Source organism: Pseudomonas sp. NPDC090201 (assembly GCF_044746825.1).
Classification (GTDB): Bacteria; Pseudomonadota; Gammaproteobacteria; order Pseudomonadales; family Pseudomonadaceae; genus Aquipseudomonas; species Aquipseudomonas putida_AD.
This window is the reverse complement of sequence record NZ_JBIVCX010000001.1, coordinates 241856-266617: the sequence shown is the minus strand read 5'-3', so window position 1 is coordinate 266617 and position 24762 is coordinate 241856. Positions and strand designations below refer to the sequence as shown.

Sequence of the window (24762 nt, the reverse complement as noted above, 5' to 3'; positions counted from 1 at the left end):
GTTTCGCCTGACACAACGCCGTCGCGGGCAAGCGCGCTCCTACAGTACCCATCGCTCCCACGTTAATCAGCTAAGCTGCTGTGGCTGCTTATCTTCAGGGAGCTCTGATGGATCACCTGTGGTTCGCCTATCCCCTCGTCAGCGCATCTGTGCTGCTGGTCATCGACCTGGTGCTCTGGCAATGGATGCACCCCCGGCTATTACGGCGCAAGCTGGTCTGCCGGCTGGTGCTGTTCGTGCTGTTCAGCATGGCGTTGCTTGATGGCGGGCTGAGCCCCCTTTATCAGGTCCCGGTGGAATGGTCGGTGCCGCGTCATGTGTTGGCCACCATCCTGACCATCGCCTGGTGGCTGTTCGGTGCCCGCACGCTGACCGTGCTGGTGGTGGTCGTCATGGAGCCGCGCATCGGTGGCAAAGGCCATCTGTTGCAGGACGTGATGGGCGCCATCATCTTCCTGGTAGCGGCAGTGGCGGCGGCAGGCTACGTGCTGGACCTGCCGGTCAAGGGCCTGCTGGCGACGTCGGGCGCGGTGGCGATCATCTTCGGTCTGGCGGTCCAGAGCACCCTGGGCGACGTGTTTTCCGGCATCGTGCTCAACGCCACCAAGCCGTTCCGGGTCGATGACTGGATTCGCGTCGACGACATCGAAGGCAAAGTCATTGAGATCGACTGGCGCTCCACCCACCTGCTGACCTCCGAAGGCAGCATGGCGGTGATTCCCAACGCCATGGCGGCCAAGACCCGGATCGTCAATTTCAGCCGCCCCGATCACTTTCATTCGGTCAGCCTGACCATCGAATTGCCGACCCGCCTGCGCCCAAGCCTGGTGCTCGACTCGCTGGACAAGGCCATTCTCGGCTGCCGGGAACTGCTGGCGCAGCCCAAGGCGTCGGCGGTGGTGGTCAAATCCGGCCTGCGCAGCGTCGAGTACGAAGTCACCGGCTACGTGAAGTCCCGCGACCGCCGCTCCGCCGTGCGCAACCAGCTCTACGATCTGATTCACCGGCAACTGGCGTCCACCGAAACACGGCTGGATCAGTCCCGAGCCGCCACGCGGCAATCGGCGGTGCTCAACACCGTCGGCGCGTTGCGCATGCTCAGCGACGAAGACCGCGCCCAGCTTGAACAGCACATGCGCCTGGGATCTTATGCGGGAAAGGACGTGGTGCTGGCCGAGGGGGTGGTGCCGGATGCGCTGTTCATTATCGAGTCCGGGGTGATGTCGGTGTCGATCCAGCGTCCGGACGGCTGGATGGAAGTAGGGCGCATGGGGCCGGGCGAGGTGTTCGGCGAGACCGGATTCGTCGACGGCACACCCACGGTCGGCCGGTTTTGCGCCTACACCGATTGCATGATCTACCGCATCGACAAGGCCGACCTCGAGCCCTGGCTGCAAGAGCATGGCGAGATGATCGGTGCGCTGGCGGGGCTGGCGAAATTCCGCAGCAAGGCCCGGGCGGCGATGCTCGAAACCAAACCGGTCATCACCGACCCCAGCGGCTTCATGAGCTGGCTGCGCAAGAGCGTCACGCGGTTTCAGGTCAATCGAGGGCCAGGGCCGACTGACAAGATGAGTTGAAAATGCCTACGCCATCGATGCCAGTTTGTGCGCGAGGCTTCAGGCATATCCGACCAGCCGCAGCGCAAAGAGCGACTGGATTCGATCAAGGGAGTGCTCTAAATTGCCGGTTCATTCAAAAGCCAGCCGAGTTGTCCAAATGTCTGTTGCCCGCCCGACTCTCAATCCCCACGTCCTGCGCGCTGGCGATGCCGTTGCCCTGGTGACGCCTGCCGGCCCGGTGGCCGAAGCCCGGGTGCAAGCGGCGGTGCGTGAACTGACCGCATGGGGGCTCAAACCTCGGGTTTATCCCCACGCGCTGGATGCCGAACACTACCTGGCGGGCAGTGACGCGAACCGCGCAGCGGACCTGAACGACGCGCTGGCCGACCCGGAGATTCGCGCCGTGCTGTGCAACCGCGGCGGTTACGGCGTGCAGCGGATCATCGAACACCTGGACTACGACGCCGTGCGCCGGGATCCGAAGCTGGTGGTCGGGTTTTCCGATATCACCGCGCTGCACGCTGCGCTCTGGTCCCGTACCGGGCTTGTGACAGTGCATGGCCCGGTGGCCGCGCAACTCGAACGTGGCGGTCTGTTCGCCAGCACCCTGAAACACGCGCTGATGAGCACCGAGCCTATGGTGGTGCTCGCCGATCAGGCCGAGCCGACCTTCAGCGTGCGCACCTCGGGTGTCGCCGAAGGCACATTGCTGGGCGGCAACCTGAGCATGCTCAGTACCTGCGTCGGCACGCCGTTCATGCCGAACCTTGAAGGCGCGATCCTGCTGATCGAAGACGTGGGCGAACTGGCCTATCGCGTCGACCGGTTACTGACCCACCTGGGCAATTGCGGGATTCTCAAGCAGCTGGCGGGCATTGCCGTCGGCCAGTTCAGCGAGCCAGGGCATGGCAACAATGCAATTCGGCCGCCTGAAGTGCTGATGGAGCGCCTTGGTGGCCTGGGCATTCCCGTGCTGGGTGGCCTGTCCATCGGTCATGGTGACCGCAACCACGCTGTGGCGTTGGGCAGCCACGCGGTACTCGATGCGGATACAGGAACGCTCACCGTGGCTCCGGCCACGCGATAACCGGTCTTTGCACGAGCGTTACCGGCGCACATATGTCACCTGAAGGCGGGGTTTCGCCCCGCTGTGGCGCGTTACCTTTCGTCGCATTGGAGCGTGGATTTCGGGGTTTTCAGTTCGCCTGTCCCTGCTGAAGATTCTGGAAGCGCCGATAACCATTCTGGAAGCGACGTTGGCGTAGCTATTTGCCATTATTCCGACGTCAAAAGCTTGTTTTGCCGCGATCCCGTTGCGAATCTGCACGAAAATTGAATGGTCATGCGAAAGAACATGGCCTCCGTGTGTGCGCCTTTTTGCTGTGACTGGGGATGATCCTATGATTTCGGCCGTGCAATCGCGTTTTGCCAACCTGGGAATGGCAAAGAAACTGGGGATCGGATTCTTTCTCGTTCTATTGCTCACTGCGCTGGTCGCCGCCATCGGCGTCTGGTCGCTGCGCTCGATCAGCGTGCACTTCGACAGCCTCAAGGAGATGACCGCGCTCAACTCGGGGCTCAATCGCGTACGGTTGCTGGAGCAGGCGTTCGCCTTGCACGGTGACCCCAAGGTGGTCGATGAACTGCACACCGGGCTGGACGGTTTGAATGCTCAGGCCGAACAGCTCAAATCCACGTCGGCGGTCAACCAGCAGTTGATGGGGCAGGTCCAGCTGTCGCTTGCGGCCTACCGCAAATCCTTCGATGAATTCGTCAGCATCAGCCAGAGCAAGGACCTGGCCCTGGACATGGCCAGTTGGTCGGTCTCCAGCGTTGCCAACAACCTTGACGTCCTGCAGGCAGGGCTTGCGGACGACGGCGCCTACGGCCTCAAGGATTCCCAGGGGCAACAGGGTGGTGAGTTCATCGAGCAATCGACCAAGGTCAGCCAGATTTCCAAACTGATGATGCAGGCCATGGACGAGGCGCGGGTGCGTCTGGACAAGAGCCGCAAGACAGCCTCCGGCGATGAGGCCAACAGCGGCAAGATCGAACAGGCGGTGCAGGCCAAGGAACTGGCTGAAGAGCTCAAGGGGGTGATCAAGGACGCCGGTTACCTCACCGTGCTGACCGAGGTCAGCGGGCACATCACCAACTTCGGCGAGAAACTGGACGAATACACCGGGCTTCTGGCCAACGAGGCCAAGGTCTCGCAGACCCTGGCAACCAACGCCAGGGCTGTGGTGGATCAGGTCAACCAGGCGTATGACGCCGAGGATCAGTCGATGCTGGGCGAGCTGTCGGCCAACTCGCTGAAGATCATCGGCTCCTCGATCATGGCGCTGGTGGTCGGCCTGATCGCATCCATCGTCATCACGCGGATCATCGTCGCGCCCCTGCGCAGTGTCATCGCCACCGCGCAGCGCATCGCGTCGGGCGACCTGAGTGGCACGGTGCAGGTGACCCGCAAGGACGAGATCGGCCAGCTGATGCAGGCCATGCAACAGATGGGCGCGGGCTTGAGCGGCATCGTCAGCGGTTTGCAGGCCGGTATCGAGCAGTTGGCAACGTCCGCCCATTCGCTCTCGGCGGTCACCGAGCAGACCAACCTGGAAGTCAGCAGCCAGAAGGAAGAAACCGAGCAAGTGGCCACGGCCATGAACCAGATGACCGCCACGGTCCACGACGTGGCGCGCAACGCCGAAGAAGCGGCCCAGGCCGCACAGACCGCCGACAGCAAGGTAGACAGCGGCCAGGCCGTGGTGCGCCAGAGCATGCAGCGCATCGAGCAGTTGGCGACATCGTCCAGTTCGGCGAGCCACAGCATCGAAGACCTGAGCGATGAGATCCAGAACATCGGCAAGGTGCTGGGGGTTATCAAGAGCGTTGCCGAACAGACCAACCTGCTGGCGCTGAACGCCGCCATCGAGGCCGCGCGGGCGGGCGAGCAGGGCAGGGGCTTTGCGGTGGTGGCCGATGAAGTGCGGGCGCTGGCCAAGCGCACCCAACAGTCCACCGAAGAAATCGAGCGGCTGGTGACCCGCCTGCAAAGCGGCGCCCAGGCCTCGGTGGCGCAGATCCAGAGCAGCGGCGAGCTGGTCAAGCTGGCGGTCAGTGATGCCCTGCAGACCGAAAGTGCGCTGGGCAGCATCGCGGCGGCCGTGTCACTGATTCAGCAGATGAACCAGCAGATCGCCGCCGCAGCGGAGGAGCAAAGCTCGGTGGCCGAAGAGATCAACCGCAGTGTGACCAGTATCCGCGCCAGCGCCGATCAGTCGGCACTGGCCATGCAGGGCAATGCCGCTTCGAGTATCCAGCTCGCATCGCTGGGCATGGAGTTGAAGGGCATGGTGGGGCATTTCAGGCTGTAACCCAAACCCCCTGTAGCAGTCCGGCTTGCCGGCGACGGCGTCTATGAGATCGCTGTCGCCGGCAAGCCGGACTGCTACGAGGTCGATGCGTTAGCCCGTCGAGCGGTAGTTATTTGCGATAGTTCAGAATCAACAACGTCAACACCCCCGCCACGATCCCCCAGAACGCCGAGCCGATGGAAAACAGCGTCAGCCCCGACGCTGTCACCATAAAGGTAATGAGCGCCGCTTCACGTTCCTTCGGCTCGTTCATCGCAACCGTCAGGCCATTGATGATCGAGCCGAACAGCGCCAGCGCTGCAATCGACAGCACTAACTCCCGGGGAAACGCGGCGAACAGCGCAGCCAGTGTGGCGCCGAAGATCCCGGCAATGGCATAGAAAATCCCGCACCAGATCGCGGCCGTGTAGCGCTTGTTGCGGTCTTCGTGGGCATGTGGCCCGGTGCAGATTGCAGCACTGATGGCGGCCAGGGTGATGCCGTGGGCACCGAAGGGCGCGGTGATCAGCGAGATCAGCCCGGTGGCGGTAATCAGCGGAGAAGCCGGCACGTCATAATGGTCAGCGCGCAGGACCGCCATGCCCGGCATGTTCTGCGATGTCATCGCCACCACGAACAGCGGAATGCCAATGCTGATGGTTGCCCCCAGGGAGAACGACGGCGTGGTCCAGACCGGCACTGCCACCTCAAGGGTGAAACCGCTGAAATTCAGCATGCCGAGCATGGCCGACAGCGCAACGCCCACCAACAGGGTCACCAGTACGGCATAGCGCGGCGAGAAGCGTTTGACGATCAGATAGGTGAAAAACATGCTCAGCACCAGGCCCGTGCGGTGCTGCGCGGCGACGAAGATTTCGCTGCCGATCTTGAACAGAATCCCGGCCAGCAAGGCTGCGGCCAACGAGGTGGGCAGGCGCTTGACCAATTTTTCGAAGCTGCCGGTGATCCCGCAGATGAACACCAGGATCGCGCTGGTGATGAATGCGCCGATGGCTTCGGGATAGGCAACGTGCCCCAGGCTTGCAATCAGCAAGGCCGCGCCCGGCGTCGACCACGCCACACTGACCGGTGCACGGTATTTCAGTGACAGGCCGATGCTGCACACCGCCATGCCCATGAACAGCGCCCATATCCAGGAAGAAATCTGCGCCGACGTCAGCTCCGCCGCCTGACCGGCCTGGAAGATCAGCACCAGCGAACTGGTCACGCCAGTCATCATGGCGATAAAGCCCGCGACAATGGCCGAGGCCGAAGTGTCGCTCAACGGGCGCAGCGGTGTATGGGTCACGTCAGTCATGCGGTCTATCCTTGGAACGGCCAATTCTCAGATCAGCAAGCCTATACGCAGTTGTCACATCTCGTTGCGATACAGCCACAAACGTTATGGTCGGCACAGTTTCCATCAGGCGGGGCACCTCAGAGATCCTCGACGCCGGCAAGCCGGACTGCTACCGCCATAGCTGACCCCAATCCCGTAGGAGCGCGCTTGCCCGCGATGGCGATCTTGCGCACGCTCCCGCCGGCAAGCCGTGCTGCTACGGGTCGGTGTTGTGCTTTAGACGACCAGGGATCAACCGCGATTCAGCGTCTTGCCCAGCGCCTGATTCACCGCCAGCCATCCATCCACCGCCTCCCGCCCGGCCTCGGCGAACACCCGTTGCAACAGCTTCACCTGCTCACGACGCAACGACTCCTCAAGCTTCGCGCCCTCGCCAGTCAACTCCAGCAGACGCTTGCGCTTGTCATCCTCAGGCGTAACGCTGCGCACCAACTCCATCTCCAGCAACTGGCGCAGCGGCGTGTTCAGCGCCTGCTTGCTCACCCCCAGCACACCCAGCAGTTCCTTCACGCTCAAGCCCGGATAACGCGCGATAAAAAACACAATGCGCTGATGCACGCGGCTCAAGCCTCGCCGGTCGAGCATTTCATCGGCCTTGGCAGTGAACGCCTGGTAGCCAAAGAAAAAGGCCTCCATGGCGATTTGTTGCGTCGATGAATTTTTAAGGTCAAGCATATTGACGTATCCGGGCAAGTCGTCGTAATTTCGGTCAAACAGTTTGACCTATTTCCAACGATGTCTGCCAGCGGTGATCTCATGGCTTTTTCTGAACGCGTCACCCGTTTGAAGAGTTCCTTGATTCGCGAAATCCTGGCCGCTGCCCAGCGCCCGGAAATGATGTCCTTCGCCGGCGGCCTGCCCGCCGAATCGATGCTGCCCCACAGCGAGTGGGCCGACATGCCGCGCAGCATCGGCCAATACGGCATGAGCGAAGGCGAGCCGCAACTGCGAGAGGCCATTGCCGAGCAGGCGCGGGCGCTGGGTATCTCCTGTGAAGCCAGCCAGGTGATGATCGTCAGCGGTTCGCAACAGACGCTGGATCTGGCCGCCAAGCTGTACATCGACAAAGGCACGGAGATTCTTCTGGAAGGGCCGACCTACCTGGCTGCGCTGCAGATCTTCCAGTTGTTCGGGGCCAATTGCCTGACCGTTCCGCTGCAAGCCGAAGGGCCGGATCTGGACGTCCTGCGTCAGCGTCTGCAGCAACACAAGCCGTCATTTGCCTACCTGATTCCCACCTTCCAGAACCCTTCGGCCGTGCGCTACAGCGAGGCTGCCCGGGACGCGGTCGCAGCTCTGCTGGACGAATACGGCGTGACGTTGATCGAAGACGAACCCTATCGCGAGCTGACCTTTGACGGCGGCAGCGCTCGGCCCATCGTCAGCCGCCTGAAGAACGCCAGTTGGATCTACACCGGCACGGTGTCGAAAACCCTGATGCCGGGGCTGCGGGTGGGCTATTTGATCGCCTCCCACGACCTGTTCCTGCACCTGCTGAAACTCAAGCAGTCCGCCGACCTGCACACCAACCGGGTCGGTCAGTGGCAGGCGTTGCAGTGGATCGGCAGCGAGCGCTACAACCAGCACCTGCTGGAACTGCGCGGCTTCTACCGAACCCGGCGCGATCAGTTCGAGGCGGCTTTGCAACGCCACTTCAGTGATCTGGCCGAATGGAACAGCCCCCAGGGTGGCTTGTTCTTCTGGCTGACACTGCGCAACAAGCTCGACACCCGCACCTTGCTCGACCGGGCACTGGCGCAAAACGTGGCCTTCATGCCCGGTGAGCCGTTCTTCACCGATCCTGAGGCAAACCCCGGGTATTTGCGGCTGAATTTCAGCCATATCGATCCGGCCCGGCTGGACGAAGGCCTCAAGCGGCTGGCGGCAGTCATTCGTGAAGCACAGACTGACATGGCAGCCTGATACAGTATTGAAAAAGCAGATTCCAGGGAGAGCAGCGATGTACAAGGTTTACGGCGATTACAATTCGGGCAACTGCTACAAGATCAAGCTGATGCTCAACCTGTTGGGCGCACAGTACGAATGGGTGCCGGTGGACATCCTCAAGGGCGAGACCGAAACCGAGGCGTTTCTGGAAAAGAACCCCAACGGCAAGATTCCGGTGCTGGAACTCGACGACGGCACCTGCCTGTGGGAGTCCAACGCCATTCTCAACTTCCTGGCCGAAGGCACGCCGTACCTTCTGACCGAGCCGCGCCTGCGCACCCAGATGCTGCAATGGCAGTTCTTCGAGCAGTACAGCCACGAGCCGACCATCGCCGTGGCGCGTTTCATCCAGTTCTATCTCGGGCTGCCTGAAGAGCGTCTTGAGGAATATCAGATCCTGCAAAAGCGTGGCTACAAGGCGCTCAAAGTGATGGAGAAGCAACTCAAGCAGACGCCATTCCTGGTCGGCGAGCAATTCTCCATCGCCGACATCGCGCTCTATGCCTACACCCACGTGGCCCACGAGGGCGGTTTCGACCTGTCGCCGTTTCCGTCGATCCAGCGCTGGTTGACCCAGGTTCGGCAGCAGCCGGGTTATGTGGGTATGCTGGACTGACGATCAAGCTAGAGAGGGAGTATTGGATGCGTAACAGGATGATAGTGCTCGGGGCCTTGATGGCCTTGATGGCCTTGAGCATGGCAGCCCAGGCAGAGGATTGCAGCAGCACCCAGGCCTCGATGAACGAGTGTGCGGGTAAGCAATACGCGGCGCTGGATGCCGAACTGAACAAGCAGTACAAGGCGCAGATGTCTTATCTCAAGACGCCGGCGCAGAAGAAGGCGTTGCAGGAAGCGCAGAAGAAATGGATCGCCTTCCGGGATGCCGATTGCCTGTATCAGGTTGGCAGGCGCGAAGATTCAGGCTCGATCTGGTCGCTGGAACAGTCCCAGTGCCTGGCCGATCAGACCAGAGTGCGGGTCGAACAGTTGAAAGCGTTCGTGGCGTGCCGGCAGGAAGGCTGCCAGAGGTAATTCTCAACCCGTAGCAGCACGGCTTGCCGGCGGGGCGGTGTGTCAGGTTCACAAATAGTGACTGAAACACCGCTCCCGCCGGCAAGCCGTGCTGCTACGGGACGGGAGACTAGACAGTGGCGAAACGCTTTTCCAGGTAATCGATGATGACCTTGGAGTCGTACATCCACACCGTCTGGCCTGCTTCTTCGATACGCAGGCACGGCACCTTGATCTTGCCGCCTTCGTTGAGCAGGGTCTGACGATCCAGCTCGTTGTTCTTCGCATCGCGCAGGGCCACCGGTACGTTCAGCCGGTGCAGGGTGCGGCGGGTCTTCACGCAGAACGGGCAGGCGTGAAACTGATACAGCGTCAGGTCCTTCGCCTGTGCCTCGACCGCAGCCTGCGCTTCTGGCGTGCGTTTCTTCTTGCCGGGACGCGTCAGCCAGTCGCCCAGAATGACCAACTGGCCCAGGCCGACCCTCAATGCCTTCATCAACATGCTTGCAACCTCTTCAGAACGCCCGCATCACTTGATCAGGCTGAGGAACTCGGTGCGCGTGGCGGAGTTCTCGCGGAATTCGCCCAGCATCACCGAAGTGATCATCGACGAGTTCTGCTTCTCGACGCCGCGCATCATCATGCACATATGCTTGGCTTCGATGACCACGGCCACGCCCAGAGCGCCGGTGACCTGCTGAACGGCTTCAGCGATCTGGCGGCTGAGGTTTTCCTGGATCTGCAGGCGGCGGGCGAACATGTCGACGATGCGCGCGACCTTCGACAGGCCCAGCACCTTGCCGCTCGGGATGTAGGCCACGTGGGCCTTGCCGATGAAGGGCAGCAGGTGGTGTTCGCACAGCGAGTACAGCTCGATGTCCTTGACCAGCACCATTTCGCTGTTGTCGGAGCTGAACAGCGCGCCGTTGGTGACTTCTTCCAGCGTCTGCTCGTAGCCGCGGCACAGGTATTTCATGGCTTTGGCGGCACGTTTCGGGGTGTCGAGCAGGCCTTCGCGGGAGACATCTTCGCCAAGTTGACCAAGGATCTCGGTGTAGTTCTGTTCCAGTGTCACAGGGTTGTGTTCCGTGTGGGTTCAAGAAAAACGCAGGCTTGGTGGCCAGCAAAGGCGCACATAGTAGCCTAGCTGGGCGGGGAGGGGTACGGCAGGCGACCGACAAGCGATGGACAAGCCTGCGACACGTAGTCACCCAAACGTGATGCCGACGGCCTTTACCTAACCTTTACCCTGCAAAAATGTCGAAATGTGTCCGCTTGGTGTCTGAGTTAATGGGTGATAGATGCCCGGATGAAGAGAGTAATCATAATGTTTAGCCGAATCGCGAAAATCGCACTGGTGATCGCCTTGATGTCATCGGTTTCGGGATGTTTTTTTGGCCCTGGATGGGGCCGTCACGGCGGCTGGGATCATCGCCACTATGATGGTGGCCACTATTATGAAGGGCGCGGAGGCTATGGGCCGGGACCTGGCTACTATCGTCGCTGATCTATTCTCGTCGGGTCGGGTAGCGATGGCTTGATCCCGCATTCCGCTCTGAATAAAGGCCGCCAGGGAAGTGTTCTTCCTTAGCGGCCTTTTTCGTTTCCGGATGGCGCCAGGTATCGGTTTCGATACCAGTGCGCTACCAAGTGGCGACGCAGTTTGGCGCAGGTGTGCTGTCAGACTTGGCAGGTGATGAATGCCTGATTTCTAGAGAGTAACGAGTATGTTGAGTCGTATTGCGAAAGTCGCGATGGTCATCGCGGTGATGTCGGCGATGTCCGGTTGCTGGCCGTTCTGGGGCCCGGGCGGAGGAGGTCACGGTGGTGGCCATGGCGGCGGTGGCGGCGGGCATTATGAAGGTGGCGGCCCGGGTGGTGGTGGCGGCCCAGGCGGCGGTGGCCCGGGCCCGCGCTGACGTTCGACTGTTACTCGTCCCGCCCTTCCATCATGGTGCGCTTGAGCATCACGTACACCGCTCCGGCGCCGCCATGCTTGGCCAGGCACGAGGTAAAGCCCAGCACCTGCGGGTGCTGGCGCAGCCAGGTGTTGACGTGGCTCTTGATCATCGGCCGCTTGCCATCCAGGCGCACCGCCTTGCCATGGGTGATGCGCACGCAGCGAATCTCCAGCTTCGTCGCCTCGGCGAGAAACTCCCACATGGTTTCCCGCGCCAGTTCCACGCTCATGCCGTGCAGGTCCAGGCTGCCCTCGAAACTGATCTGCCCCAGCTTGAGCTTGCGCATCTGACCTTCCTGCACCCCGTCGCGGGCCCAGTTGAGCGTGTCTTCGGGACCCACATCGATCACGAACTGGTCGGAAAGGCCGTCCACGGTAATGGTGGCGTCCGAGCGCACGGAAGCTGCCTGCCGAAGTTTGGCCAGATTCTTACGGTCGGTCTTGGGTTTGCCTACATCGGCGTGTTCAGTCTTGATCGGCTTTACGCCGCGAATCTCGTTTCTGAACAGGGAAAAATCGTCGTCTTGCATGTCGGTCTCCGCGAAGGACGCCAGTTTAACCAAGTCACGCCGGAAACGGCGCGACTAATCCATGGAAAACGGCTGCGGAACACGTGGGAGGGGTCAGTCGTGTTTCTTCATCAAGTGCGCGGACATGCTCAATTCTCCGGCACGACGACGGCGCCGGCGGCTGCGGCGCCACATCCAGACTCCGATGTAGAGCAGAAACAGACCGATCACAATGGTAACCACTGCGCCCGCCGGACTGGCGTTGAGTTCGCCGAGCGCGTCAGGGTGTCCGATCAGGCTGGCCACGCCGGCCATTGCCAGCAGCACGCCTGCTGTCGCGAGTAGAGCTGATATGGCCGCGCCAATGCGCATGCGCCAGTTGCTCTGGCCCTTGGGGCGCAGGCGACGGGCATCGAAACCATCGGATATCTTCATCCCGACTTCCTCTATGGGTATCGGCGCTCTGACCAGCCTGGGCCAATGTGGTTCCCGCCTGGTCGGCGCTCGGAAGCAAACACCAGTGATTAACGGATGGGCGGTTATGTGAAGGGGATCACACGCCTGATGAGGTTATTTGTACGCTTTTTCTTCAGGAACTGCCGGAAAATGATGCAAGTCGTTTACGACATCGCGGATCAACGGGTCAGTTCCTGATGAGGCGGGGGCAGTCAGATCAGGTCGGCAGTCATCGCGAGCTTGGCGAAGTTGTCGTTCATGATCGCCATTTCTGCCTGTTGCACGAGCTCTGCCTTGATGACGCCAGTCGGGGTCGGCAGGTCGCGAGTGGCGCAGGCGTCCTGGACCAGCGTGCAACGGAAACCGTATTCCTTGGCCGCACGCACGGTGGTGCTGACGCTTGAGTGGCTCATGAAACCGCAGACCACCAGATCCAGGCGGCCGAGGCTTTCCAGCAGGCCGTGCAGGGTGGTGCGATCATCGTTGAGCACGGTGCCGTTCAGGGCATTGGGCAGGCGCTTTTCGATGATGATTTCATCGGCTTGCGGCTGCAGTTCCGGCACGAATTTTCCGCGCTCGCCTTGTGGGTCGAACATGCCGCCGACGGTGCCCAGGTGGCGTACGTGAATGATCGGCGACTTGGCCACACGGGCAGCGGCAACCAGTTGCACGATGTTGTCGATCGCGGCCTGAACCCCGGTCAGGGCCAGTGGACCGCTCAGGTATTCCTTTTGCGCGTCGATGATGATCAGCGTGGCATTGCTCAAGGTGGCCGCCGCGTATTCACGGCCACTGAGTTGAAACATGGTCTTGGGACCGGTGTTTGGAACAGACATCTGGGGCTCCTTCGAGTGGGGCTTTTGCCACATTGTCCACTGGCAGAACGATTCTGTGAATCTCAATGCTCACAGGCGTCGTTTTTTTGCCGGGCTTCAAGCCGTCGAGCAGGTCGCGGTTACTGTCATATTGCCTGCAAAATCATCGAAAGGCTGTGGAAAGTTTCAACAGGCCGACCCGTGTCGGGCTCAGGCATCGTGTCTTGGCCGGATGGCTGATAGAATCGCCCGTCGTTTTTTCAAGGAGTCTTACGTGATCACTTCCCGCCTGCGCACCCTGCGCGATCATATCCGTTGGGCCGTCAGCCGCTTTCACGGGGAAGACCTGTTCTACGGTCACGGTACTGACAACGCCTGGGACGAGGCCCGCCAACTGGTGCTGGGCGCCTTGCACCTGCCTTGGGAAATCTCCGACAACTACCTGGATTGCAACCTGGAAGACGACGAGCTGGTCAATGTGCAGCGCCTGATCAAGCGCCGTATCGACGAGCGCGTTCCCACCGCCTATCTGTTGGGCGAGGCCTGGTTCTGCGGGATGTCGTTCATTGTCGATGAGCGTGTGCTGATCCCGCGCTCACCTATCGGCGAGTTGATCGAGAACGGCTTTACGCCCTGGCTTGCCAGCGAGCCTGCGCGAATCCTGGACCTGTGCACCGGTTCCGGTTGCATCGGCATCGCCTGCGCCGACGTGTTCCCCAATGCCGAAGTGGCCTTGGCGGACCTGTCGTTCGAAGCCCTTGAAGTGGCCAACCAGAACATCGAGCGCCATGGCCTGGATGAACGTGTCTACACCGTTCAGGGCGATGGTTTCGATGGTTTGCCGGGGCAGCGTTTCGACCTGATCGTGTCGAACCCGCCTTATGTCGATGCCGAAGATTTCGCCGACATGCCCGATGAGTATCAGCACGAACCGGAGCTGGCCCTGGCCTGCGGCGATGATGGCCTGAACCTGGTGCGGCGCATGCTGGCCCAGGCAGCGGATCACCTGACCGAGAAGGGTCTGCTGATCGTGGAAGTGGGCAACAGCCAGGTGCACGTCGAGGCGCTGTACCCGGAAGTGGACTTCGCCTGGCTGGAGTTCCAGCGCGGCGGGCACGGGGTGTTCATGCTCAGCGCTGAACAGTGCCGTCAGCATCAGGCGATCTTTGCCGCGCGGGTGTAAGCCAATGCGATACCGCTTGTAGGAGCGCGCTTGCCCGCGATTGCGGTGTGTCGGTGCCAAATGTGCTGACTGACACGCTGCGGTCGCGGGCAAGCGCACTCCTACGGCTGTTGAGATCAGCGATGCGTCGCAATCCAGATCAACAGCCCCGCCTGGAACACCGCGAAGGTCACCAGGCACGCGATGGTGAAGCGTAACCCGCTGTCGTCGCGCTTGTATTTGCCGACCTTGTCTTCGGCTTTCTTGATCAGCACTTCCTGTTCCTGAATCTTCTGCTCGGCCTGTTGCAGCATGTGCGCGGTGTCGAGAATCTCCACGACCTGCACTTTGTCGGCGTTCCAGGTGCCGTTCAGGTTGCCGACCTTGACGTCCTTGATCGTTCCCTTGAGATGCTGGGCGTCGGCGTAGGCCACTTCGAAACCCAGCGCCTTGAGGAACTGGTCGCGGCGCAGGCGGGTGTCTTCGTTGAGCGCATCCTTGTTGGCCAGTGCGGTGCCGGCGATTTGGTAGTCAGACCAGCGCTTCTGGGCCCAGATCACACCCTGGGCCGCCATGAAGCGCCCCAGCCCACGATTGCAGGGCTCGATCTGCAGACCCGATTCCGGGCCGATGCGCACTGTGCGGTTGGCGTGGTCGACCCAGATGTCCAGCTGGTTCTGTTCCTTGCGGGTCTTTTGCCCCGGCAGGTTGTAGCTCATGCGCAGGAGGCTGAAGTCCTTGTTGCTGCGCTCGGCGCGCCCGAATTCGACGAACCGCAGTGGACGGCTGCCGGTGGCACGGTCGGTGGGCAATGGCGCCAGGCGCAGCATCGAAAAGTGTTCGGCGGATACGTTGTCCCACAGCACGGCCACGGCGACTTCACCTTCACTGGCGACGGCCTGGGCGGGCGCTTGATCCTCGATAATTGCTTCTGTCATCACGGCGATCCTGTTCTAGACATTGCTCGGCAAACACAATGCCAGCATCCCGCTATCGGCCAATTTTGCCGAAGCTGAAGGGGGATCGTTGCTGATCGCTTCGCGTGGGGGGTGACGCTGATGTCGGGTGTATATCCGTTTTCGCGCAGGTCCGGGTTTTGGGTTTCGCCCCTTACGGGCGACTTACTTTCCTTACGGGGAAAGTAAGCAAAGCCATTGCGACTGGCTGGGGTCCTTCGGACTTCCCTCGACTCCGGCGCCGTTCCGGGGGCACGCCATGATGGGCCATCCATGGCCCGCACGGCTTTCGCGGCTCCTGCCGCTCATCCCCCTGCACGACGCCTGCGCTCGGCCTGGCGCCTTTACGTCGCGTTTGGCGTCGTCTGCACCATCGCGCATGAAGATCAAAAGCAAGAGCCTGGTTTGATCTTTCCCGTAGCAGTCCGGCTTGCCAGCGTCGGCGCCCTCAAAATCGCCGACGCCGGCAAGCCGGACTGCTACGGGTCGGTGTTTACATCTGTAGGAGCGCGCTTGCCCGCGAAGGCGTTCTTGAGATCGCCCCCGGCGGCAAGCCGGACTGCTACGGGACGTGCAATCAGGCAGCAGGCACCGAATCGATGAATTTCATGATGCGGTCCGACAACTCGCTGGACAGCGGCAGCTGCGGGTCCTTGTAGGACGCCAGTTGGCGTTTCATGTCCATGGGCACGATACGCAGTACGTGGTTCATGCCGTCGATGATCGCCAGTTGCGAATCGGGCTTGGCCTTGTGCAGCAGCTCGGCATCGCCGACGCCGACCTGCATGTCGTTGCGGCCCTGGAGGATCAGGGTGGGGATTTTCAGTTTGCCGAAGGCGGCCGCCGGATTCTGGCGGAACAGGGAAATCAGGTAAGGCTGCACGCTGGGGCGAAACACCACTTGCAAAGGCTCAGGCACATTGTCGTCGGTCTTGCCGGCCTTGATCTCTTCGATCAGCTCTTCACTGCGCGCCAGCAGGGGAGGCGGCAGCCGGTATTGCAGTTGCTCGCGCACCACCTGGTCCACTGGGCGGCCGGTGCCTGCCACGGAAATCAGGGCGCTCGCGCCGGCGCGCTCGGCGGCCAGCGATGCCACCAGCGCGCCCTCGCTGTGCCCCATCAGGATCAGTTGCCCCAGGCGTGGGTCGGCCTTGAGTTTCTCGCTCCAGGCCACCGCGTCGTCGACGTATTTCTCGATGGACAGGTCGCGTTCGTCAGGGGTGGCGGGGCGGCTGGCGGCCACGCCGCGCTTGTCGTAGCGCACGCTGGCGATGTTGTGCCGGGCCAGAATCAATGCCAGACGTTTCATGCTGTCGTTGCGTCCGCCGTCCGGGTTGTTGCCGTCACGGTCGGTCGGGCCTGACCCGGCGATGATGAGCACCACCGGCACCGGTTTGTCGGATTTGGGCAAAAGAAGCGTGCCGAACAGCTCGCCCGTGCCGGTGTCCAGGCTGATGGGGCGTTGCAGCACGACCGGCGTGCCAGCGTGGGCCAGAGAAGTCAGCAGTGTGAGGGTCAAAGCGATTACTCGCAGCGGCATCAAGCCGCGGATCAGGGACATACCACGTAGCATCGCAGGGCCATCATCAATAAAGTGTGAAATTGGACGCGGTCAATTGAATAAGGTTCGCGCGTGATCTGTACGCAGACCCTGCGTATACTGGCGCCCTCGTGTTTTTGGTCGATTTATCGGAGCCTCCCGCATGTCCGGCAATACCTACGGCAAGCTGTTCTCTGTCACCACCGCCGGCGAAAGCCATGGTCCGGCGCTGGTCGCTATCGTCGACGGCTGCCCGCCGGGTGTCGAACTGTCGCTGGAAGATCTGCAGCGTGACCTGGATCGCCGCAAGCCAGGCACCAGCCGCCATACCACCCAGCGTCAGGAGGCCGATGAGGTCGAAATCCTGTCCGGCGTGTTCGAAGGCAAGACCACCGGGACATCCATCGGCCTTTTGATCCGCAACACCGACCAGAAGTCCAAGGACTACTCGCAGATCAAGGATCTGTTCCGTCCGGCCCACGCCGACTACACCTACCACCACAAATACGGCATCCGCGACTACCGTGGCGGCGGCCGCAGCTCGGCCCGCGAGACCGCCATGCGCGTGGCTGCCGGTGCCATCGCCAAGAAGTACCTGCTCAGCCAGGGCATCACCGTGCGCGGCTACATGAGCCAGTTGGGCCCGATTGAAATTCCGTTCAAGGGCTGGGAGTCGGTGGAGCAGAACGCCTTCTTCAGCCCCGACCCTGACAAGGTGCCGGAACTGGAAGCCTACATGGACCAATTGCGCCGCGATCAGGATTCGGTGGGCGCCAGGATCACCGTCGTCGCCGAAGGCGTGATGCCGGGTCTGGGCGAGCCGATCTTCGACCGCCTTGATGCCGAACTCGCCCATGCCCTGATGAGCATCAATGCCGTGAAAGGCGTGGAAATCGGCGCAGGTTTTGCCAGCGTCGCCCAGCGCGGCACCGAGCATCGCGACGAGATGACGCCTGAAGGTTTCACCTCAAACAACGCCGGCGGCATCCTGGGTGGCATCTCTTCGGGGCAGCCGATCGTTGCTCATCTGGCGCTCAAGCCAACGTCCAGCATCACCACGCCGGGCCACTCCATCGACGTCGATGGCAATCCGGTCGAGATGATCACCAAGGGCCGCCACGACCCGTGCGTGGGGATTCGGGCCACGCCGATCGCGGAAGCCATGATGGCCATCGTGCTGCTCGACCATCTGCTGCGTCATCGTGGCCAGAACATGGATGTCCGTGTGAATACGCCGGTTCTGGGCCAGCTGTAATGACCCCGGCCGTTGCCGCTGCCAGGGTCCTGTGACCGTGGCAGCGCTGCCTTACTGGCGCCTGTCCAGTTTCTATCTGTTCTATTTCGCCTTGCTGGGCTCCACGGCGCCTTTCCTGTCGCTGTATTTCAATCACCTGGGTTTTCCCGCGGCACGCATCGGCGAGCTGGTGGCCATTCCCATGCTGATGCGCTGCGTGGCACCGAATATCTGGGGCTGGCTGGGTGACTACACGGGGCGGCGGCTGGCGATCGTGCGGTTCGGCGCCGTTTGCACGCTCGCCTGTTTTTCGCTGATCCTCGTCGACAAATCCTATGCCTGGCTGGCTATGGTGATGGCGCTGCATGCCTTCTTCTGGCATGCGGTCCTGCCGCAATTCGAGGTCATCACCCTCGCTCACCTGCAAGGCCAGACTGCCCGTTACAGCCAGATCCGGCTGTGGGGCTCGATCGGTTTCATTCTGACGGTCGTGGGTCTGGGGCGTTTATTCGAGGTGTTCAGCCTGGATCTCTACCCCCAGGCACTGTTGCTGATCATGGCGGGTATCGTCGCCAGCAGCCGGTGGGTGCCCAATGCCCAGCCTGCGCACTCGAGCGTGCGGGCGGCAGGCGAGGGGGTTGTCCGGCAGTTGTTGAGCCCGGGCGTGCTGGCCTTTTATGTCAGCGTGGCGCTGATGCAACTCAGCCACGGCCCGTACTACACCTTCCTGACTCTGCATCTGGAGCACCTGGGCTACAGCCGGGGAATCATCGGCATGCTGTGGGCCGTGGGCGTCGTCGCCGAAGTGCTGATGTTCCTGTTCATGAGCCGTATCCTGCAAAGCGTCAGCGTTCGTCACGTGCTGGTCGCAAGTTTTGCCCTGGCGTCGTTGCGCTGGTTGCTGCTCGGCAACTTCGCTGATCACCTGTCAATCCTGATCTTCGCCCAATTGCTGCACGCGGCTACCTTTGGCAGTTTTCACGCTGCGGCCATCCATTTTCTGCAACGCAGCTTCGGCCCCCGCCAGCAAGGCCAGGGACAGGCGCTGTATGCGGCGCTTTCCGGCACCGGTGGCGCCGTGGGTGCGCTGTACGCAGGTTACAGCTGGAACGCCCTTGGCCCAGGCTGGACCTTTGCCATTGCGAGCCTTGCGGCGCTGACCGCTGCGATCCTGGCCGCCGCCCGCATGAAAGCCGACTGACTATGAGGAAACCACGCCAATGAGCATTCTGTCCGTCTACTCCGTATCATCGCCTGACCTGCCGAACAAGGTCCTGACCCATCTCGAAGACATCGCCTCGACGCTGGCCGACCACGGCATCCTCTTCGACCGCTGGCAGGCGACCACCAAGGTTGTGGCCGGTGCCAGCCAGGAGGAAGTGATCAATGCCTATCGCCAGTCGGTCGATGAATTGATGACCAACCGCGGCCTTGAGGCCATCGAAGTCATCAGTGTCAACGCGGGGTTTGGGCAGCAAGCCGAACTGCGCGCCAGCCTTCTCGACGAGCGACTGCACGACGCCGATGAAGTGCGGCTTTTCGTGGCGGGCCGTGGGCTGTTGTCCTTGCACATCGGTGATTTCGTCTACACCGTGCAATGCGAAAAGAATGACCGGATCAGCATCCCCGCAGGTACCCGCCACTGGTTCGACCTGGGCGAACAGCCGCATCTGGTGGCCATTCGTCTCTTCGCCACCGCACAGGGTGCGGCGGCAACAATGACCGGTGACGCCATTGCCAATCAGTTTCCTCGCCTAGACGATTGAAACGCTCACGCGATTGAAATTCCCGTCTCCCTGAATCGCACGCCCATTGAAAGTTGCGCAGCCCGACGCGCAACTTCTCGAACGTCAAAGTGTTCAATTTCGTACAACTTCGTGCAGGGGTTGATGGTGCAATGTTGGCCATTTTTGCGACTTGGTCGACAAAAATGTAAGCGCGTTTTGGATATTTTGTAAGACATTGCCTGTTTATGAGTCAGGCAAGACTGTTTGTTTTGCACCGTGTGTTTAACCCTTCCAGTCTGTGTAACCCTTGTCCTGTCGAAGCCTGACAGCCCTTGAACGTGCCGTGCCCTTGCAGCCTTTTTGCAGGGCCTGGCGCGTCTGGCCGGCTGCAATCAACTTCAAACTCTAAAAGAGCATTCAGGGACGACAGTTGACGTTTTATACGGAGGGGAAAATGAAAAACGTGGAAACAGGGACATTGAGTCCGTTGATTCAGCAGATGGTCAGCAGCGTTACCGAACAGGATGGCGATGCGGCGATTGCCAACGCGCTCGACTGGCTCAGGGAAGAGTGTCGCTGTGAGCGGGCGATGCTGTATCAATACCGTGAAGGCGCGTTGCTCAGTTGCATCACATCCAATGTCGACCCTTACTGGAAGGACCTCTACGTTCAGGGACGGCTGATGATCGAAGATCCGGTCATCCGTTGTTTCCGGCACACCATGGGGTTTCTGGACTGGATGCAGGCGTTCCAGACCTACCCGCCATCATCGGCCTATCTGGCAGCGGTGCAGGATTGCCAGTTGTTACCGGCCTTTTCGTACGGCTACAGCAGTGAAAACCGCGCCAACCGGGGCGTGATTACCGTCTGCTCGCTCAATGGCATGGAGCGGCCGCTTACCCACAACGATCGCTATCTGCTCACAAGCCTGGTGCCGATGCTGCACGTCGCCGGCAAAGGCCGGCAACTACTGACAAGGGCGTTGACGCCCAAGGAGCTCGAAATACTCAAATGGGCCAGGGAAGGCAAGACGGCGTGGGAGATCGGCCTGATCAAGGAGGTTTCCGAGGCGACGGTCAAGCATCATTTCAAAAGCATCTACGCCAAGCTCGGTGTCTCGAACCGTGCGCAGGCCGTGGGTGAGGCCCTCTGCCGAGGCATCCTGCGCTGACCCGGCACCCGTCGGCGTCGCGTTGCAGCGTGCAATGAATTGCACGCAAAAAAAACCGCGATGGCTCAGGTAGCGATCGCGGTGTTTCAAAAGGGATGCTTCGGCAGTGCGGCAGGCCCGACTCAGCGAGTGTGATAGGTCGGCAGGTCGAAACGGTGCTGGCTTTGCAGCATCGAGATGGCCGGCAGTTCACTCGCCTGAGCGGCCAGGTCGCGACGAATCGCGCTGATGACCCATTCCAGCTGAACCGGTGTGTGCAGTTGGGCGTAAGACACTGAACGGCGAATCTGTTTGCCCTCACCGTTACGAAGTGAAAGCAGCACGCCACCATCCGGACGCGGTTGGGTGGTGACTTCAAAATCGGAAAAGACAGAAGCGAATTTCTCTTGGATGAAAGTCATATCTAGCGGCTCCATTGCTCAGTGATAACAAGCTTGGGAGTACTAGTGCAGTGACTGTGCCATTATTGATAAATAAAAAAACCTTTATAAATCAATGAGTTAAAATTTTGATCAGGACCGGGTTTCGTGCATTTTGCATGAATGGCCATCTGCGCATCCTGCATTTTGCCGCAAAAGGCTGACTGTATACGTGGGCGAGGAGGGGAGATGGAGCGCTGTTGAAAATTATGACCACGACGTCCCGGAAATATTTCGTGTGGTTTCAGCAATTTTTCAACCGGGTCGATAAACGGCATTTTCTATGGGCACTATGCGAAAGGTTCATGGCGAGACAACTCTTGAGCTGTCATCGTTGTCGACATCAGCGCAGGCAGTGCATTTCTGAACCTGCGAGACGAATCGACCGAACAGACGCGCATGCAAGCAGCGCTACAGGAGTAGAGCAATGTCCGATACCCCCAATGCCCCAGGTTCCGCCACCCGCATGACCGATGACGAGGCGCTGGAATTTGCCGAGCAGGTATTTGACCGCGCCCGGGCAGGCGACGCTGTGATGCTCGACCGCCTTCTGGAGAACGGATTGACCCCCAATCTGCGCAACCACAAGGGCGATACGTTGTTGATGCTCGCCAGCTATCACGGCCATCAGGATGCCGTCAAAGTGTTGCTCAAACACCACGCCGACCCGGAAATCCGCAATGACAACGGCCAAAGCCCCATTGCCGGTGCGGCTTTCAAGGGCGATCTTGCGGTGGTGCAGCTCCTGGTGGAGGGCGGTGCGGATGTAGAAGGTGCATCCGCCGACGGGCGTACGGCGCTGATGATGGCAGCCATGTTCAACCGCACGGCCATCGTCGACTACCTCATTTCCAAAGGCGCCAACCCCCACATCACTGACGCCAAGGGCGTCACGCCACTGATGGCTGCCCAGACCATGGGCGCCACCGAGACTGCCGAGCAACTGACTCGCCTGGGGCGCTGATCTGCAGCGGTTCAATTTGCAACAGATGCGCGGGTCAATTTGATAGAGGTGCGGGGGATTTGCGGCTATCCTTCGCGCCTGTTTTTTCAGCTCGGAATTGCCCCGCCATGAAAGCCTCACTCATCGAATTCATCAGCAAGATCAGCTCCGGCTGCATGAGCGACGAGGAAATCGAAAAGATTGCCGACGAAGCCGCTCAGGCTTACGCCGATCCCGACGCCTTTCTGGCCGCCAATCCCGACATCAACTACGACGACACCTACCCAATCCCGCTGGGTGAATGGATCGTGATCGGCAGCCTGCCGGAAACCGTGATGTTCCAGGCTGACAACTTCATGGACCTGTTCGCTGAAATCACGGCCTCATTCGGCCCGGGCGTCGCGTTCAACATCAAGCCCAAACAGTTGGCGAAGACCGAGCCGCTGACCGCCATGAACCGCATCCAGATCCAGATGGGCAGCATGAACAAGGAAGCGGGCGGCTATGTGGTGATGAACATCAGCGAACCTCTGGACGACGAACTGCAGACCGTACTGGTCTACGGCAATGACCAGGCGCGGGTCATGGAGCTGGGCGTCGAGCTGGGCATCCTGATAGAGCCGACCCTTGAGGCACTCAAGGCCCAGGCGTGAAACCGGCGGGTGTGTGTTGAAATATCCGCCGACGAACGGAACCGTCGCCAAGTGCCACTACTCCTAATAGGGGCAAGCCCTCAATAAGGAGCGACACCATGGGTTCCACCTTTAATGGTCTGATTGGCCTGATCATTCTGGCTCTCGACATCTGGGCCATCATCAACGTATTGAAGAGCGGCGCCGAAACCGGCATGAAAATCCTCTGGGTGCTGCTCATCGCGCTCCTGCCGGTACTGGGCCTCATCATCTGGGCCATCGCCGGTCCTCGAGGCAACGTGCGGATCTAGCCTGCTGCCAATTTTCCCTGGAACACCGATGCCCGATTGGCTTGCCAGCAATCGGGCGTTTTCATGGGGTTTTCCTACACGTAATGTTACGTTTGCGTAACTTAAATGTAAAAATGTCATATCCGCATAACATAGACTTGTGATGGGTTCCTGTTACGTATACATTCCACTGACCTTTAATTGTTATACAGGCATAACAAATGGATGCCTTGCTGATCGTTGAGCGTCTGGGACGTCAGATCGCGGATATGCGCAGAGCTCGAGGCCTCACCCTGGTTCAGTTGGCCGCACAGTCGGGGCTGACTCGCCAGAAACTGGCAGAGATCGAGAAGGGCAGTCCCACCGTATCCATGAGTGCCTACGCCAAGGCGCTCGCCGCTCTGGATGCGGAAATCAAGACAGTGCCCGCCCGGCGCCCGTCGTTCGAGGAACTGCGTGAGGTGTTTCGATGAAGCCACTGGATCGCGTGCGCATCCATACGCCGGAGGGGGAGAGCGGCGAACTGTCTCTGGCCGACTCCGGCGACTACCTGTTCCGGTATGGACTGGACGCCAGGCCCGGCTCGCAGATCAGCCTGACGATGGCTGTGCGTGATGCTGCTTTCACGTCGCGAACGCTGCATCCGGTCTTCCAGATGAACCTGCCCGAAGGCTATGTCCTCGAGCAACTGCGCAACCGACTGGCCAAGACCACGCCGATCAACCCCATGTTGCTCATGGCATTGACGGGCAGTGGCTCGCCGGTGGGGCGGCTAGCCGTTCAGTCGCCAGCGATAGATCAACTCCTGGGCGAGGGCCGTCAGGCCAAGGGCCGAAGCCTGGGGCAGATCCTCAGTTGGGATGGCGCTCACGATCTTTTTGCCGAGTTGGTGGACAGCTACATCCTGCGCACCGGGATTTCCGGCGTCCAGCCGAAGGTCCTGGTGCCAGAGCAGGATGAGGGGCCGGATCCGAAAGCGACCATGCTGATGCCGGAACTGATAGTGAAGTCGGGCAGGGCGGATTTTCCGGGATTGGCCATCAACGAATTTGTCTGCATGGACGCTGCACGCAGAGCGGGCATGCCGGTGCCGGAGTTCTACCTTTCGGACAACCGCCAACTGTTTGTCATGCGCCGTTTTGACCGCGAACGCGACCAGCGCCCCATCGGATTCGAGGACATGGCGGTATTGATGGGGCTGGGAACAGAGCAGAAGTACGATTCGAGCTACGAAAACATATCCCGGGCGATTGGCCTGTTCTGTGCCCCGGAACATGTGGCGTCATCCCGGGAGCAGCTCTTCGACATCGTCGCCTTGAGCTGCATGGTCGGCAATGGCGACGCCCATCTCAAGAACTTCGGACTGCTGTATCGCGACCCCTTGGGCGCAGATGCCCATCTGGCGCCCGCGTACGATATCGTCAACACGACGGCCTATATCGAAGAAGACAGCCTGGCGTTGCGTCTGGCGGGGTCAAAAAGTCTTTACGCCTCGCGGTTGGGGATCCTTGACCTGGCATCCACGTGCAATATCTCCAAACCCCGGCCACGCATCAGACGGCTGATTACGGCAGTGGAGGAGTCACTGGAACACAATTCTGCACTGGCTGAGCATGCCCCCAAGGTCTTTGCGGCAATCGGATATGCGTTGAAACTCTTCGATGACTCTTTCGAATGAGTTGTTTGTAAGAAAATATTAGAACACTGTCCAAACAACG

General features: G+C 60.6%; 28 protein-coding genes and 1 pseudogene. 18 read left to right on the top strand and 11 right to left on the bottom strand.

Annotated features, from left to right (window positions below; genetic code table 11):
• Positions 1 to 107: 107 nt before the first annotated feature.
• From ACIPOO_RS01170 to ACIPOO_RS01155, 4 genes and pseudogenes are all read left to right on the top strand, one after another.
• A complete protein-coding gene (locus ACIPOO_RS01170) occupies positions 108 to 1580 on the top strand; it encodes a mechanosensitive ion channel domain-containing protein (protein WP_400603813.1) in 1473 nt (490 codons plus the stop codon).
• Between the two features lie 139 nt (positions 1581 to 1719).
• Positions 1720 to 2649 carry an LD-carboxypeptidase gene (locus ACIPOO_RS01165; protein ID WP_400603811.1) on the top strand — a complete coding sequence of 310 codons (930 nt, stop codon included), beginning with the start codon at positions 1720 to 1722 and terminating at the stop codon, positions 2647 to 2649.
• A 313-nt stretch (positions 2650 to 2962) separates the two neighbouring features.
• Positions 2963 to 4072, top strand: a pseudogene (locus ACIPOO_RS01160) (HAMP domain-containing protein); the annotation flags it as partial.
• The gene (locus ACIPOO_RS01155) at positions 4052 to 4933 is read left to right on the top strand and encodes a methyl-accepting chemotaxis protein (RefSeq protein ID WP_400605148.1); all 882 of its coding nucleotides are present in this window, start codon (positions 4052 to 4054) and stop codon (positions 4931 to 4933) included. The pseudogene ACIPOO_RS01160 and the gene ACIPOO_RS01155, both read left to right, overlap by 21 nt.
• 109 nt (positions 4934 to 5042) lie before the next feature.
• On the opposite strand, the gene ACIPOO_RS01150 is transcribed toward ACIPOO_RS01155, so the two are convergent.
• Positions 5043 to 6230, bottom strand: a complete 1188-nt coding sequence (locus tag ACIPOO_RS01150; protein ID WP_400603809.1) for a benzoate/H(+) symporter BenE family transporter — start codon at positions 6228 to 6230, stop codon at positions 5043 to 5045.
• Positions 6231 to 6503: 273 nt separating this feature from the next.
• The gene (locus tag ACIPOO_RS01145; RefSeq protein ID WP_274132525.1) at positions 6504 to 6947 is read right to left on the bottom strand and encodes a MarR family transcriptional regulator; all 444 of its coding nucleotides are present in this window, start codon (positions 6945 to 6947) and stop codon (positions 6504 to 6506) included.
• An 81-nt stretch (positions 6948 to 7028) separates the two neighbouring features.
• Here ACIPOO_RS01145 and ACIPOO_RS01140 point away from each other — a divergent pair, with 81 nt between their 5' ends.
• The 3 genes from ACIPOO_RS01140 to ACIPOO_RS01130 are packed head-to-tail and all read left to right on the top strand — an operon-like array spanning position 7029 to position 9251.
• The gene (locus tag ACIPOO_RS01140; RefSeq protein WP_274132523.1) at positions 7029 to 8195 is read left to right on the top strand and encodes a PLP-dependent aminotransferase family protein; all 1167 of its coding nucleotides are present in this window, start codon (positions 7029 to 7031) and stop codon (positions 8193 to 8195) included.
• Between the two features lie 37 nt (positions 8196 to 8232).
• Positions 8233 to 8835, top strand: a complete 603-nt coding sequence (locus ACIPOO_RS01135) for a glutathione S-transferase family protein (protein WP_274132522.1) — start codon at positions 8233 to 8235, stop codon at positions 8833 to 8835.
• A 26-nt stretch (positions 8836 to 8861) separates the two neighbouring features.
• A complete protein-coding gene (locus ACIPOO_RS01130) occupies positions 8862 to 9251 on the top strand; it encodes a lysozyme inhibitor LprI family protein (RefSeq protein ID WP_400603806.1) in 390 nt (129 codons plus the stop codon).
• 109 nt (positions 9252 to 9360) lie between these two features.
• On the opposite strand, the gene ACIPOO_RS01125 is transcribed toward ACIPOO_RS01130, so the two are convergent.
• Both ACIPOO_RS01125 and folE read right to left on the bottom strand, forming a co-directional pair.
• The gene (locus ACIPOO_RS01125) at positions 9361 to 9732 is read right to left on the bottom strand and encodes a glutathione S-transferase N-terminal domain-containing protein (protein WP_274132520.1); all 372 of its coding nucleotides are present in this window, start codon (positions 9730 to 9732) and stop codon (positions 9361 to 9363) included.
• 27 nt (positions 9733 to 9759) lie between these two features.
• Positions 9760 to 10305 carry a GTP cyclohydrolase I FolE gene (gene folE / locus ACIPOO_RS01120; RefSeq protein WP_274132519.1) on the bottom strand — a complete coding sequence of 182 codons (546 nt, stop codon included), beginning with the start codon at positions 10303 to 10305 and terminating at the stop codon, positions 9760 to 9762.
• A 652-nt stretch (positions 10306 to 10957) separates the two neighbouring features.
• Here folE and ACIPOO_RS01115 point away from each other — a divergent pair.
• Complete coding sequence (locus ACIPOO_RS01115; protein WP_274132518.1) at positions 10958 to 11149, top strand: hypothetical protein; 192 nt, start codon at positions 10958 to 10960, stop codon at positions 11147 to 11149.
• A gap of 10 nt (positions 11150 to 11159) precedes the next feature.
• On the opposite strand, the gene ACIPOO_RS01110 is transcribed toward ACIPOO_RS01115, so the two are convergent.
• The 3 genes from ACIPOO_RS01110 to ACIPOO_RS01100 form a co-directional block, all read right to left on the bottom strand.
• Complete coding sequence (locus ACIPOO_RS01110; RefSeq protein ID WP_274132517.1) at positions 11160 to 11720, bottom strand: Smr/MutS family protein; 561 nt, start codon at positions 11718 to 11720, stop codon at positions 11160 to 11162.
• A 93-nt stretch (positions 11721 to 11813) separates the two neighbouring features.
• On the bottom strand, positions 11814 to 12134 hold the full coding sequence (locus tag ACIPOO_RS01105) for a hypothetical protein (RefSeq protein ID WP_274132516.1): 321 nt from the start codon (positions 12132 to 12134) through the stop codon (positions 11814 to 11816).
• 233 nt (positions 12135 to 12367) lie between these two features.
• Positions 12368 to 12991: a cysteine hydrolase family protein gene (locus ACIPOO_RS01100; protein WP_274132515.1), complete on the bottom strand. Its 624-nt coding sequence runs from the start codon at positions 12989 to 12991 to the stop codon at positions 12368 to 12370.
• A 253-nt stretch (positions 12992 to 13244) separates the two neighbouring features.
• Between ACIPOO_RS01100 and prmB the strand changes: the two genes are divergently transcribed.
• Positions 13245 to 14153 (top strand): 50S ribosomal protein L3 N(5)-glutamine methyltransferase, encoded by a 909-nt coding sequence (gene prmB, locus ACIPOO_RS01095; RefSeq protein ID WP_400603802.1) that lies wholly within the window; start codon positions 13245 to 13247, stop codon positions 14151 to 14153.
• 116 nt (positions 14154 to 14269) lie between these two features.
• Here the strand turns inward: prmB and ACIPOO_RS01090 are convergent, their stop codons facing one another.
• A complete protein-coding gene (locus tag ACIPOO_RS01090; RefSeq protein ID WP_274132513.1) occupies positions 14270 to 15070 on the bottom strand; it encodes a hypothetical protein in 801 nt (266 codons plus the stop codon).
• A 595-nt stretch (positions 15071 to 15665) separates the two neighbouring features.
• Positions 15666 to 16661 carry an alpha/beta hydrolase gene (locus ACIPOO_RS01085; RefSeq protein WP_274132512.1) on the bottom strand — a complete coding sequence of 332 codons (996 nt, stop codon included), beginning with the start codon at positions 16659 to 16661 and terminating at the stop codon, positions 15666 to 15668.
• Positions 16662 to 16791: 130 nt separating this feature from the next.
• Here ACIPOO_RS01085 and aroC point away from each other — a divergent pair, with 130 nt between their 5' ends.
• From aroC to ACIPOO_RS01065, 4 genes are all read left to right on the top strand, one after another.
• The gene (gene aroC, locus ACIPOO_RS01080) at positions 16792 to 17883 is read left to right on the top strand and encodes a chorismate synthase (protein ID WP_274132511.1); all 1092 of its coding nucleotides are present in this window, start codon (positions 16792 to 16794) and stop codon (positions 17881 to 17883) included.
• Positions 17884 to 17920: 37 nt separating this feature from the next.
• On the top strand, positions 17921 to 19063 hold the full coding sequence (locus tag ACIPOO_RS01075; protein ID WP_400603799.1) for an MFS transporter: 1143 nt from the start codon (positions 17921 to 17923) through the stop codon (positions 19061 to 19063).
• A gap of 19 nt (positions 19064 to 19082) precedes the next feature.
• Positions 19083 to 19628 carry a 1,2-dihydroxy-3-keto-5-methylthiopentene dioxygenase gene (locus ACIPOO_RS01070; protein WP_400603797.1) on the top strand — a complete coding sequence of 182 codons (546 nt, stop codon included), beginning with the start codon at positions 19083 to 19085 and terminating at the stop codon, positions 19626 to 19628.
• 415 nt (positions 19629 to 20043) lie between these two features.
• Positions 20044 to 20760, top strand: coding sequence for a LuxR family transcriptional regulator (locus ACIPOO_RS01065; protein WP_274132508.1), 717 nt, complete (start codon positions 20044 to 20046; stop codon positions 20758 to 20760).
• Between the two features lie 122 nt (positions 20761 to 20882).
• Here ACIPOO_RS01065 and ACIPOO_RS01060 read toward each other — a convergent pair whose 3' ends face one another.
• Together ACIPOO_RS01060 and ACIPOO_RS01055 are read right to left on the bottom strand one after the other, a co-directional pair.
• Entirely contained in the window at positions 20883 to 21161 is a 279-nt protein-coding gene (locus tag ACIPOO_RS01060; protein ID WP_274132507.1) for a DUF3509 domain-containing protein, read from the bottom strand.
• A 62-nt stretch (positions 21162 to 21223) separates the two neighbouring features.
• On the bottom strand, positions 21224 to 21457 hold the full coding sequence (locus ACIPOO_RS01055; RefSeq protein ID WP_400603794.1) for a hypothetical protein: 234 nt from the start codon (positions 21455 to 21457) through the stop codon (positions 21224 to 21226).
• Positions 21458 to 21606: 149 nt separating this feature from the next.
• Between ACIPOO_RS01055 and ACIPOO_RS01050 the strand changes: the two genes are divergently transcribed.
• From ACIPOO_RS01050 to ACIPOO_RS01030, 5 genes are all read left to right on the top strand, one after another.
• Positions 21607 to 22143: an ankyrin repeat domain-containing protein gene (locus ACIPOO_RS01050; RefSeq protein ID WP_400603792.1), complete on the top strand. Its 537-nt coding sequence runs from the start codon at positions 21607 to 21609 to the stop codon at positions 22141 to 22143.
• Positions 22144 to 22250: 107 nt separating this feature from the next.
• Positions 22251 to 22775 (top strand): hypothetical protein, encoded by a 525-nt coding sequence (locus ACIPOO_RS01045; protein ID WP_400603790.1) that lies wholly within the window; start codon positions 22251 to 22253, stop codon positions 22773 to 22775.
• A gap of 98 nt (positions 22776 to 22873) precedes the next feature.
• Complete coding sequence (locus tag ACIPOO_RS01040) at positions 22874 to 23065, top strand: PLDc N-terminal domain-containing protein (RefSeq protein WP_166594949.1); 192 nt, start codon at positions 22874 to 22876, stop codon at positions 23063 to 23065.
• A 200-nt stretch (positions 23066 to 23265) separates the two neighbouring features.
• The gene (locus ACIPOO_RS01035; protein ID WP_274132503.1) at positions 23266 to 23517 is read left to right on the top strand and encodes a helix-turn-helix domain-containing protein; all 252 of its coding nucleotides are present in this window, start codon (positions 23266 to 23268) and stop codon (positions 23515 to 23517) included.
• On the top strand, positions 23514 to 24722 hold the full coding sequence (locus ACIPOO_RS01030; RefSeq protein WP_400603787.1) for a type II toxin-antitoxin system HipA family toxin: 1209 nt from the start codon (positions 23514 to 23516) through the stop codon (positions 24720 to 24722). Before ACIPOO_RS01035 ends, ACIPOO_RS01030 begins: the two co-directional genes overlap by 4 nt.
• Positions 24723 to 24762: the final 40 nt, after the last annotated feature.

Coding starts and splice junctions, on each gene's coding strand:
- ACIPOO_RS01170 (WP_400603813.1), top strand. CDS start 108: ATGGATCACCTGTGGTTCGCCTATCCCCTCGTCAGCGCATCTGTGCTG.
- ACIPOO_RS01165 (WP_400603811.1), top strand. CDS start 1,720: ATGTCTGTTGCCCGCCCGACTCTCAATCCCCACGTCCTGCGCGCTGGC.
- ACIPOO_RS01155 (WP_400605148.1), top strand. CDS start 4,052: ATGCAGGCCATGCAACAGATGGGCGCGGGCTTGAGCGGCATCGTCAGC.
- ACIPOO_RS01150 (WP_400603809.1), bottom strand. CDS start 6,230: ATGACTGACGTGACCCATACACCGCTGCGCCCGTTGAGCGACACTTCG.
- ACIPOO_RS01145 (WP_274132525.1), bottom strand. CDS start 6,947: ATGCTTGACCTTAAAAATTCATCGACGCAACAAATCGCCATGGAGGCC.
- ACIPOO_RS01140 (WP_274132523.1), top strand. CDS start 7,029: ATGGCTTTTTCTGAACGCGTCACCCGTTTGAAGAGTTCCTTGATTCGC.
- ACIPOO_RS01135 (WP_274132522.1), top strand. CDS start 8,233: ATGTACAAGGTTTACGGCGATTACAATTCGGGCAACTGCTACAAGATC.
- ACIPOO_RS01130 (WP_400603806.1), top strand. CDS start 8,862: ATGCGTAACAGGATGATAGTGCTCGGGGCCTTGATGGCCTTGATGGCC.
- ACIPOO_RS01125 (WP_274132520.1), bottom strand. CDS start 9,732: ATGTTGATGAAGGCATTGAGGGTCGGCCTGGGCCAGTTGGTCATTCTG.
- ACIPOO_RS01115 (WP_274132518.1), top strand. CDS start 10,958: ATGTTGAGTCGTATTGCGAAAGTCGCGATGGTCATCGCGGTGATGTCG.
- ACIPOO_RS01110 (WP_274132517.1), bottom strand. CDS start 11,720: ATGCAAGACGACGATTTTTCCCTGTTCAGAAACGAGATTCGCGGCGTA.
- ACIPOO_RS01105 (WP_274132516.1), bottom strand. CDS start 12,134: ATGAAGATATCCGATGGTTTCGATGCCCGTCGCCTGCGCCCCAAGGGC.
- ACIPOO_RS01100 (WP_274132515.1), bottom strand. CDS start 12,991: ATGTCTGTTCCAAACACCGGTCCCAAGACCATGTTTCAACTCAGTGGC.
- ACIPOO_RS01090 (WP_274132513.1), bottom strand. CDS start 15,070: ATGACAGAAGCAATTATCGAGGATCAAGCGCCCGCCCAGGCCGTCGCC.
- ACIPOO_RS01085 (WP_274132512.1), bottom strand. CDS start 16,661: ATGCTACGTGGTATGTCCCTGATCCGCGGCTTGATGCCGCTGCGAGTA.
- aroC (WP_274132511.1), top strand. CDS start 16,792: ATGTCCGGCAATACCTACGGCAAGCTGTTCTCTGTCACCACCGCCGGC.
- ACIPOO_RS01070 (WP_400603797.1), top strand. CDS start 19,083: ATGAGCATTCTGTCCGTCTACTCCGTATCATCGCCTGACCTGCCGAAC.
- ACIPOO_RS01065 (WP_274132508.1), top strand. CDS start 20,044: ATGAAAAACGTGGAAACAGGGACATTGAGTCCGTTGATTCAGCAGATG.
- ACIPOO_RS01060 (WP_274132507.1), bottom strand. CDS start 21,161: ATGACTTTCATCCAAGAGAAATTCGCTTCTGTCTTTTCCGATTTTGAA.
- ACIPOO_RS01055 (WP_400603794.1), bottom strand. CDS start 21,457: ATGCCGTTTATCGACCCGGTTGAAAAATTGCTGAAACCACACGAAATA.
- ACIPOO_RS01050 (WP_400603792.1), top strand. CDS start 21,607: ATGTCCGATACCCCCAATGCCCCAGGTTCCGCCACCCGCATGACCGAT.
- ACIPOO_RS01045 (WP_400603790.1), top strand. CDS start 22,251: ATGAAAGCCTCACTCATCGAATTCATCAGCAAGATCAGCTCCGGCTGC.
- ACIPOO_RS01040 (WP_166594949.1), top strand. CDS start 22,874: ATGGGTTCCACCTTTAATGGTCTGATTGGCCTGATCATTCTGGCTCTC.
- ACIPOO_RS01035 (WP_274132503.1), top strand. CDS start 23,266: ATGGATGCCTTGCTGATCGTTGAGCGTCTGGGACGTCAGATCGCGGAT.
- ACIPOO_RS01030 (WP_400603787.1), top strand. CDS start 23,514: ATGAAGCCACTGGATCGCGTGCGCATCCATACGCCGGAGGGGGAGAGC.